Origin of the sequence: Mesorhizobium sp. M7A.F.Ca.AU.002.02.1.1 (assembly GCF_003998535.1) — a bacterium.
In the GTDB taxonomy this organism is placed as follows: domain Bacteria; phylum Pseudomonadota; class Alphaproteobacteria; order Rhizobiales; family Rhizobiaceae; genus Mesorhizobium; species Mesorhizobium ciceri.
Map to the genome: position 1 here is coordinate 1 of NZ_RZPB01000297.1, position 6945 is coordinate 6945.

General features: G+C 63.6%; 10 protein-coding genes. 5 read left to right on the forward strand and 5 right to left on the reverse strand.

All coding sequences use genetic code 11. The annotated features are described in order from the left end of the window. On the forward strand, positions 1-595 hold a 595-nt coding region (locus tag EN879_RS18705), incomplete at its 5' end, for an SGNH/GDSL hydrolase family protein (protein ID WP_164774460.1). A 20-nt stretch (positions 596-615) separates the two neighbouring features. On the opposite strand, the gene EN879_RS18710 is transcribed toward EN879_RS18705, so the two are convergent. Both EN879_RS18710 and EN879_RS18715 read right to left on the reverse strand, forming a co-directional pair. Next, positions 616-777, reverse strand: coding sequence for a hypothetical protein (locus EN879_RS18710; protein ID WP_013529243.1), 162 nt, complete (start codon positions 775-777; stop codon positions 616-618). A 114-nt stretch (positions 778-891) separates the two neighbouring features. Further along, positions 892-1839, reverse strand: coding sequence for a ring-cleaving dioxygenase (locus tag EN879_RS18715; RefSeq protein ID WP_024502993.1), 948 nt, complete (start codon positions 1837-1839; stop codon positions 892-894). Positions 1840-2148: 309 nt separating this feature from the next. On the opposite strand from EN879_RS18715, the gene EN879_RS18720 reads away from it, so the two are divergent. From EN879_RS18720 to EN879_RS18735, 4 genes are all read left to right on the forward strand, one after another. Further along, positions 2149-2316 (forward strand): hypothetical protein, encoded by a 168-nt coding sequence (locus tag EN879_RS18720; protein ID WP_013529241.1) that lies wholly within the window; start codon positions 2149-2151, stop codon positions 2314-2316. An 84-nt stretch (positions 2317-2400) separates the two neighbouring features. Next, positions 2401-2991 carry a DJ-1/PfpI family protein gene (locus tag EN879_RS18725; protein ID WP_063169159.1) on the forward strand — a complete coding sequence of 197 codons (591 nt, stop codon included), beginning with the start codon at positions 2401-2403 and terminating at the stop codon, positions 2989-2991. 75 nt (positions 2992-3066) lie between these two features. After that, positions 3067-3474, forward strand: coding sequence for a hypothetical protein (locus EN879_RS18730; RefSeq protein WP_063169160.1), 408 nt, complete (start codon positions 3067-3069; stop codon positions 3472-3474). A 125-nt stretch (positions 3475-3599) separates the two neighbouring features. Next, positions 3600-4319: a YafY family protein gene (locus EN879_RS18735; protein ID WP_013529238.1), complete on the forward strand. Its 720-nt coding sequence runs from the start codon at positions 3600-3602 to the stop codon at positions 4317-4319. 62 nt (positions 4320-4381) lie between these two features. On the opposite strand, the gene EN879_RS18740 is transcribed toward EN879_RS18735, so the two are convergent. The 3 genes from EN879_RS18740 to EN879_RS18750 form a co-directional block, all read right to left on the reverse strand. Further along, the gene (locus EN879_RS18740; RefSeq protein WP_013529237.1) at positions 4382-5077 is read right to left on the reverse strand and encodes a DUF1013 domain-containing protein; all 696 of its coding nucleotides are present in this window, start codon (positions 5075-5077) and stop codon (positions 4382-4384) included. A 485-nt stretch (positions 5078-5562) separates the two neighbouring features. Continuing rightward, entirely contained in the window at positions 5563-5703 is a 141-nt protein-coding gene (locus tag EN879_RS18745) for a DUF1127 domain-containing protein (protein ID WP_013529236.1), read from the reverse strand. A gap of 161 nt (positions 5704-5864) precedes the next feature. Next, positions 5865-6875: an NAD(P)H-quinone oxidoreductase gene (locus EN879_RS18750; protein ID WP_013529235.1), complete on the reverse strand. Its 1011-nt coding sequence runs from the start codon at positions 6873-6875 to the stop codon at positions 5865-5867. Between the last annotated feature and the right edge of the window lie 70 nt (positions 6876-6945).

Sequence of the window (6945 nt, forward strand, 5' to 3'; positions counted from 1 at the left end):
ATCAGGCGCAGCACCGGCAATCTCGCTTCTGGTGCTGGGCGATTCCTCCGCCGCTTCGGTCGGCATCGGCAATTCGGAAGACGGGCTTGCCGCGCAACTCGCCGTGCTGATTTCACAAAGCACCGGCCGCGCCGTGCGCTGGCGGGCGGCCGGCTTCAATTCGGCAACGTCCGGCCAGATCCGCGACCATGTGCTGCCCAATCTGTCGGCCGATCCGTGGACGCATATCGTGCTGGCCATCGGCACCAACGACACCAAGAATTTCCACTCCGTGCCGCGCTTCAAGAAGGAGTTCGGTGGCCTGCTCTACGGCCTGCGCGCCAAATGGCCGGAAGCGCGCGTGGTGTGGTCGCCGGTGCTGGAGTTCACGCGGGCGCCAGCCATGCCGCCGCTGCTCGGAAAGATCCTTGAGATCCGCGCCACCGACATGAACCGGATGGGCGAACGCCTTTGCCTGGAGCGCGGCGCGGTGCCGGCGCCGCGCCTGCCGATCACCAATCCGGAAGCCGGCTTTGCCTCGGACGGCTTTCACGCCTCGGAAGCAGGCTACCGGGCCTGGGCCGAGCATCTGGTCGGCCCGGTGCTTGGCCATTGAGCAGCGACGACAAGTGCGTCCTACGTCAAATGCCCGAGCACGGCCGCCAGTGAAATCGCGGCCATGGCGAGCAGTGCCAGCTTCCAGAAATCACCGCGTCGCTTGAGGCCTGGCCAGCCAAGCGGCTTGATCAGTTGAATGACCATGAAACCGGCGATGACAAGGGCGAGGAATTTCGTCATGCCGCCTTTGACCAGCAACGCGCCCGGCTGTCAAAGCACGTCGTTCATTGCCTGAGAAAGAACGGACGCCGGGATCCCGAACCGGAACGCGGCGCCCTTTGACCGGCAAACGATCTACTTCAGCGGCTTGAGGCCAGCCTCGATCGAAGCGCGCTTCGGTTCGAGGAATGGCGGCAGGGCGAGGCTTTCCCCCAGCGTTTCCAGCGGCTCGTCGGCGGTGAACCCCGGACCGTCGGTTGCGATCTCGAACAGGATGCCGTTCGGCTCGCGGAAGTAGAGCGAACGGAAATAATAGCGCTCGACCTCGCCGCTCGACGGCAGCCGGAACTCGGCCAGCCGCGCCGTCCATTGATGCAGCGTTTCCTGGTCCGGCGCCCTGAAGGCAACATGGTGAACCGCACCGGCACCTTGCCGTGCCGGCGCCAGTCCCGGCTGCACCAGGACATGCAGCTCCGCCGCCGGCCCGCCCTCGCCCATTTCGAAGACGTGAACCTGGCCCTCCGGCGAGGCATAGTCGCGCGCCTTGCGCATGTTCATCACCGTGGTCACCACCGCCTCGGTGTTGGTGATGTCGGGAACGCTGATGACGATCGGCCCGAGCCCGCGGATCTGGTGCTCGGCCGGTACCGGGCTTTGCGCCCAGGGATGGCTGCCGCCCTTGCCGCCATCGCTGACCAGGCGCAGACGCTGGCCCTCGGGATCTTCGAAGTCCAGTGACGCATAACCGCCGATGTCGCCGATCTCTCCTGTTGCCAGGCCTTCGTCGGTCAAGTGTTGCTTCCACCAGGCAAGGCTCTCCTGGCTGCCGACCCTGAGGCTGGTCCGCACGATGCTGTGCGTGCCGCGCCGCTCGCGGCCGACCGGCCAGTCGAAGAAGGTAAGGTCGGTGCCCGGTGTCGCTTCGCCGTCGGCATAGAAGAGGTGGTAGGCCGAGGTGTCGTCCTGGTTTACGGTCTTCTTGACCAGCCGCAGACCCAGCACCTTCGTATAAAAATGAAGATTGCCAGGCGCATTGGCGGTGATGGCGGTCAGATGGTGGATACCTGTCAGTTGCAAGCTCATCGTCGTCTCCCTGCTGTTGGGGAACAATTTTCTCCCTCCATATCAGAACTGCGGTCACCCCGCTGAAGGCCTCGTATTCCGACAGTCCGTCGCCGGAAACTGAACAGCGGCGCCCAGAGCACGTCGTCGCTATGAACAATCGGAAGTCGCGAACCTGCCTTCGGCACCGTTCTATGCGGCGAAAAGCGATGCCTTGCCTGCGTCGCGCGCACTGGTCGCAACTATCGTCTCGCGCCTGACATCCTCCTGACAGACTGCTGTCAGGAGGGGTATGCGATAGTACCTCCATACAGAGAGAGGAGACTGGCCATGAACGGTTACACCATTCTGCGCGGCATGCAGCACTATGTCGGCAAGATCCGCACGATGCGCAACGAGATCCGCACCCAGCGGTTCATGAACTCGCTGCCGGCGGATATTCGCAAGGATATCGGCTGGCCGGACATGTATGCGGACCGTGGCCCTCGGGGCAATTGAAGCCAATTTTTCGACCCGGCGATTGGATGTGGGCGCGTCAACGCCCAGATAACAGGTCCGGTGCGTGAGGATGGGAGCGAGCCTATGCCCGAACAGAAGACGATCGGTTTCCTTTTCATCGAAGGTTTTGCCGACTGGGAGTATGGGCTGCTGGCGGCCTCGGCGGTCGAATGGTTCGGCGCCCGTGCCGTGTCGCTGACGCCTGATGGCAACCCAGTGACCGGGATCAGCGGCTTTCGGCTGACGCCCGATCGATCGGCCGGGGCGGATGAGAATGATGATCTCGACGCCATCGCCGTGATCGGCTCCGATGAGTGGGCCGGCAAGGCACCGCCCGATGTTGCTGATCTGCTCAATGCTGTTGCATCGCGCGGCGGCGTGGTCGGCGGCATCTGCGCCGGCACGCTGGCGCTAGCCCGCGCCGGCCTGTTCGAGAAGGCCAGGCATACGAGCAATGGCCGCGACTGGATCAATGGTCATGAGGCCGGCTATGCCGGCGACAGCCTCTATCAGGATGTGCCGCATGCCATGGCCGACGGCAAAATTGTTTCCGCGCCAGGCTCGGCGCCGGGCACCTTCGCGCTCGCCTTTCTGAAGACGCTCTACCCCGAAAGAGGCAGCGATCTCGCTCGGATGCGAACGCTGTTTGCCAAGGAGTATGCTGAAGCCTCCTGACAGTATGCTGTCAGGAGGGCCGTGCAATGGTGCCAGCTTAGGGCACCCGTGCATCGGCGGTCGAAAGGACGATCGATGAAGAGTTGGAACGACAGACTGAGCACACCAGGCATCAACGGCGTCAAGCCGACGCCGCGCACGATGGCCGATGTCGTCGAAGGCCAGCCTATGCTGGTGCCGACAGCGCGCCAGGTCGATGATTTCATCCGCTCGATTCCCGAAGGCGTCGAGATGGATGTGCGTGCGCTGCGTACAGCACTTGCCGTCGAGCATGGCGCCGAAGTGACATGCCCGGTCACCATAGGCTATCATCTGCGCACTGTTGCCGAAGCCGCCAACGAGGACCTCCAGCGCGGCATGACGCCGAGTGACGTGGCACCGTTCTGGCGCGTGCTCGATGCGAAAACACCGACGACGAAGAAATTGTCCTTCGGCGCGGAGTTCGTCGCCGCGCAGCGCAAGCGCGAAGGGCTGAAACCATGAGGCATGCCGCCCAAAAGTGTTCTGCGGTTTTGGGATAACGGCATGCGCGAAAACACGATGCATGCCACCCAGAGGTGGACCGGTTTCGGGCGGCATGCATAGAGACAACGCCGAGGGACCATACGATGCGCCGCGCCGACAGGCTCTTCCAGATCGTGCAGCATCTGCGCGGTGGCCGATTGGTCACCGCCCAGAAGCTCGGCACATGGCTCGAAGTTTCCGAGCGAACCATCTATCGCGACATTGCCGATTTGCAGTCGACCGGAGTGCCGATCGACGGCGAGGCCGGCGTTGGCTACATGATGAGGGAGGGTTTCGACCTTCCGCCGCTGATGTTCACGCGTGACGAGATCGTCGCGCTGGTCGCCGGCGCCCGCATGGTGCGTGCCTTTGGCGGTGCCGCCATGGCGCGGGCCGCCGACGAAGCGCTGGTCAAGATCGGCGCCGTATTGCCCGATGCGGAGAAAGACCGCATCGCCCGCACCGAGATCCACACACCGATGTGGGTGGTCAGCGACGCCGCCCGCGAGGCGATCGACCTGATCGAGCGCGCGGTCGAAAAGCGCCAGGTGCTGACCATCGACTATTCCGACGAGGCCGGCCGCGGCACCGCCCGCGATATCCGCCCGCTCGGCCTGTGGTTCTGGGGCAAGGTGTGGACGCTGGTCGCCTGGTGCGAGATGCGCGACGATTTCCGCGCCTTCCGCATCGATCGCATCGCCTCGGTGGTCATCGCCGGCCGCATCTTCAAGCCGGAGCGCGGCAAGCAGCTTGCCGACTTCTACCGCGCGGTGGAGCGCAGCGAGGACTATGGCATGGCGCCGGACCGCGCCGCGCGAAGCTGAGACCCGACGCAGTTAGAAAAAAGCCCGCTCGAAGCGGGCTTTTTCTTGGATATCAGACAACCTCACTCGTCGTCGTCATTGTCCGTGTTCTTCGACTTCAAGGCCGAGAGCTTGGCGAACACGGCGTTGGCGTCGAGTTCGGCGTCCTCGTCCTTCGGCTTCTCGGGAGCCGGCACCAACCGCTCGGTCAGGGCCGCCGGCAGCAGCGTGTCGCCGACCGGCTGCGCCTGTTCGCGGCCGCGCGAGGCGCGGTTGACTTCCATGTCGAGGTCGATCTGCGAGGCGAGACCCAGCGTCACCGGGTCCATCGGCTGCAGATTGGCTGAGTTCCAGTGCTTGCGCTCGCGGATCTGCTCGATCGTCGACTTGGTGGTGCCGACGAGACGCGAGATCTGCGCGTCCTTGAGCTCGGGATGGTTGCGCACCAGCCACAGAATCGCGTTCGGCCGGTCCTGGCGCTTCGACAGCGGCGTGTAGCGCGGACCCTTGCGCTTGGATTCGGGCACCCGCACCTTGGGGTCCGAAAGCTTCAGGCGCTGGTTCGGGTCCTTCTCGGCACGGGCGATCTCGTCGCGGGTCAGCTGTCCGGTCATGATCGGGTCCATGCCCTTGATGCCTTGCGCCGCTTCGCCATCGGCGATTGCCTTGACCTCGAGCGGATGCAGTCCGCAGAACTGCGCGATCTGCTCGAAGGAAAGTGCGGTATTGTCGACCAGCCAGACGGCGGTCGCCTTGGGCATCAGCAGCGTATTGGCCATTTTTACAAATCCTTCTCGTTCGCCCGCGTTCCCGCGCGGGCGGTGGTTTAGAGCCACCAAAATGGGAAATTCGCGGTCTGTATAACCGCTCTCGGGTCCTTTCGCAACGTTTTTGGAGCAAAGACCGGAAGCCGTGGGTACTTACCGAAAACGTTCCGCGCTCTTGAACAGAACGACAAGCTGGCTTCGCTGGCGAGTTCCGGTCTTGGCAAAGATCGGTTGAGATAGGGGCACCCCTGTCATGCCGGAGCCGCTGCTTCCATCAGGGTTCGCCCTTGTGAAAGCGCCGAGCCAAGATGCCATGCAGGAAACCGAGGTCAACCCTGCTCGATGGCCGGTATCGGTTGGGACGGTCGTTGATCTCCCGCCCAAAACGACAAAACCCGCCGGACTGGGTCCAGCGGGCTCGGAACCGCGACAAAGTTCGTCTGGTGCGGCTCTGGCTTCCACGGCTTGGGCCCGCCGGAGCGGACCAGGACGTGGCTTTAGATAGCCCTGCGGGCGATCTTTTCGATGTCGGCGCGGTTGATGCCGAGATCGCTGAGCTGACGTGCGTTGAGACGGTTCAGTTCGCGGACGGTCTCGGTGTACATACGCCAGTTACGGAAAGCGCGGATCGGGTTCATGGTAGTCCCTCCAGAATGATGTTCGTTTCGATGGTGCTCAAATAGGCGTCATCGATGAGGACTTGAATGGCTGATTTTGCATAGCAATGATGCAAATGCTGCATTGCAGCATTAAGCTTCTGTTCATCTTGTGGGCAGCGAGGCGCTGACCTCGCGCGCTGTCAGCCTACGTCGAGCACGATCTTGCCGATATGCTCACCCTCTTCCATGCGCTCATGCGCCCGCCAGGCTTCGCTGAGCGGGAAGATCATGTCCATCACAGGGGCAACCTTGCGCGTGCCGAGCAGCGGCCACACCTGCGCTTCCAGCGCCGCCGCGATCGCCGCCTTGAACTCGACGGTTCGCGGCCTCAGCGTCGAACCTGTGTGGGTAAGCCGCTTGACCATGATCTTCGAAAAGTCCGCGCTTGCGACAGCGCCGGCCTGAACGGCGATCTGGACGATGCGGCCTTCGACCGCCGCGGCCTCATAATTGCGCGCCACATAGTCGCCGCCGACCATGTCGAGGATGACATTGGCGCCTTTGCCACCCGTTGCCTCCTTCACCGCGGCGACGAAATCCGCCTCGCGATAATTGATCGCCCGGTCGGCGCCGAGCTTCAGGCAGGCGTCGCATTTCTCCTTGCTGCCGGCAGTGGTGATGACATAGGCGCCGAAGGCGGAGGCAAGCTGGATTGCTGTCGTGCCGATGCCGGACGAGCCGCCATGGACGAGCAGCGTCTCGCCTTTCTTGAGGCCGCCACGCTCGAACACATTGTGCCAGACGGTGAAGTAATTCTCCGGCACCGCCGCGGCTTCGGTGTGGGTGAAGCCGGCGGGCAACGGCAGCACGCTCCCTGCATGGACCTTGACATATTCGGCATAGCCGCCGCCGGGCGTCAGCGCACAGACGCGGTCGCCAATGCGCCAGCGTGATATGTCGTCGCCAAGGGCGGCGACTTCACCCGATGCCTCGAGGCCCGGCAGGTCGGATGCGCCGGGCGGTGGCGGATAGGCGCCTTTGCGCTGCTGGACGTCGGGCCGGTTGACGCCGGCGGCATGCACCTTGATCAGGATCTCGCCGGGGCCGGGCTGCGGCACGTCGCGTGTTTCCGGCTTCAGCACCCGAGGGCCACCCGGCTCCGAGATCGCGATGGCCGTCATCCTTGCCGGAATTTTCTGTCCGCTCGCCATGAGATTTCCCGTCTTTCCTCGCCGTTGTCCGATCGGCTGTTTGCATCGACGCCCCTGCCCTATGTATGCT

What these genes read in the sequence shown, in the direction of transcription:
- EN879_RS18710 (WP_013529243.1), bottom strand. Translation starts at nt 777, where the DNA reads ATGACGAAATTCCTCGCCCTTGTCATCGCCGGTTTCATGGTCATTCAA.
- EN879_RS18715 (WP_024502993.1), bottom strand. Translation starts at nt 1,839, where the DNA reads ATGAGCTTGCAACTGACAGGTATCCACCATCTGACCGCCATCACCGCC.
- EN879_RS18720 (WP_013529241.1), top strand. Translation starts at nt 2,149, where the DNA reads ATGAACGGTTACACCATTCTGCGCGGCATGCAGCACTATGTCGGCAAG.
- EN879_RS18725 (WP_063169159.1), top strand. Translation starts at nt 2,401, where the DNA reads ATGCCCGAACAGAAGACGATCGGTTTCCTTTTCATCGAAGGTTTTGCC.
- EN879_RS18730 (WP_063169160.1), top strand. Translation starts at nt 3,067, where the DNA reads ATGAAGAGTTGGAACGACAGACTGAGCACACCAGGCATCAACGGCGTC.
- EN879_RS18735 (WP_013529238.1), top strand. Translation starts at nt 3,600, where the DNA reads ATGCGCCGCGCCGACAGGCTCTTCCAGATCGTGCAGCATCTGCGCGGT.
- EN879_RS18740 (WP_013529237.1), bottom strand. Translation starts at nt 5,077, where the DNA reads ATGGCCAATACGCTGCTGATGCCCAAGGCGACCGCCGTCTGGCTGGTC.
- EN879_RS18745 (WP_013529236.1), bottom strand. Translation starts at nt 5,703, where the DNA reads ATGAACCCGATCCGCGCTTTCCGTAACTGGCGTATGTACACCGAGACC.
- EN879_RS18750 (WP_013529235.1), bottom strand. Translation starts at nt 6,875, where the DNA reads ATGGCGAGCGGACAGAAAATTCCGGCAAGGATGACGGCCATCGCGATC.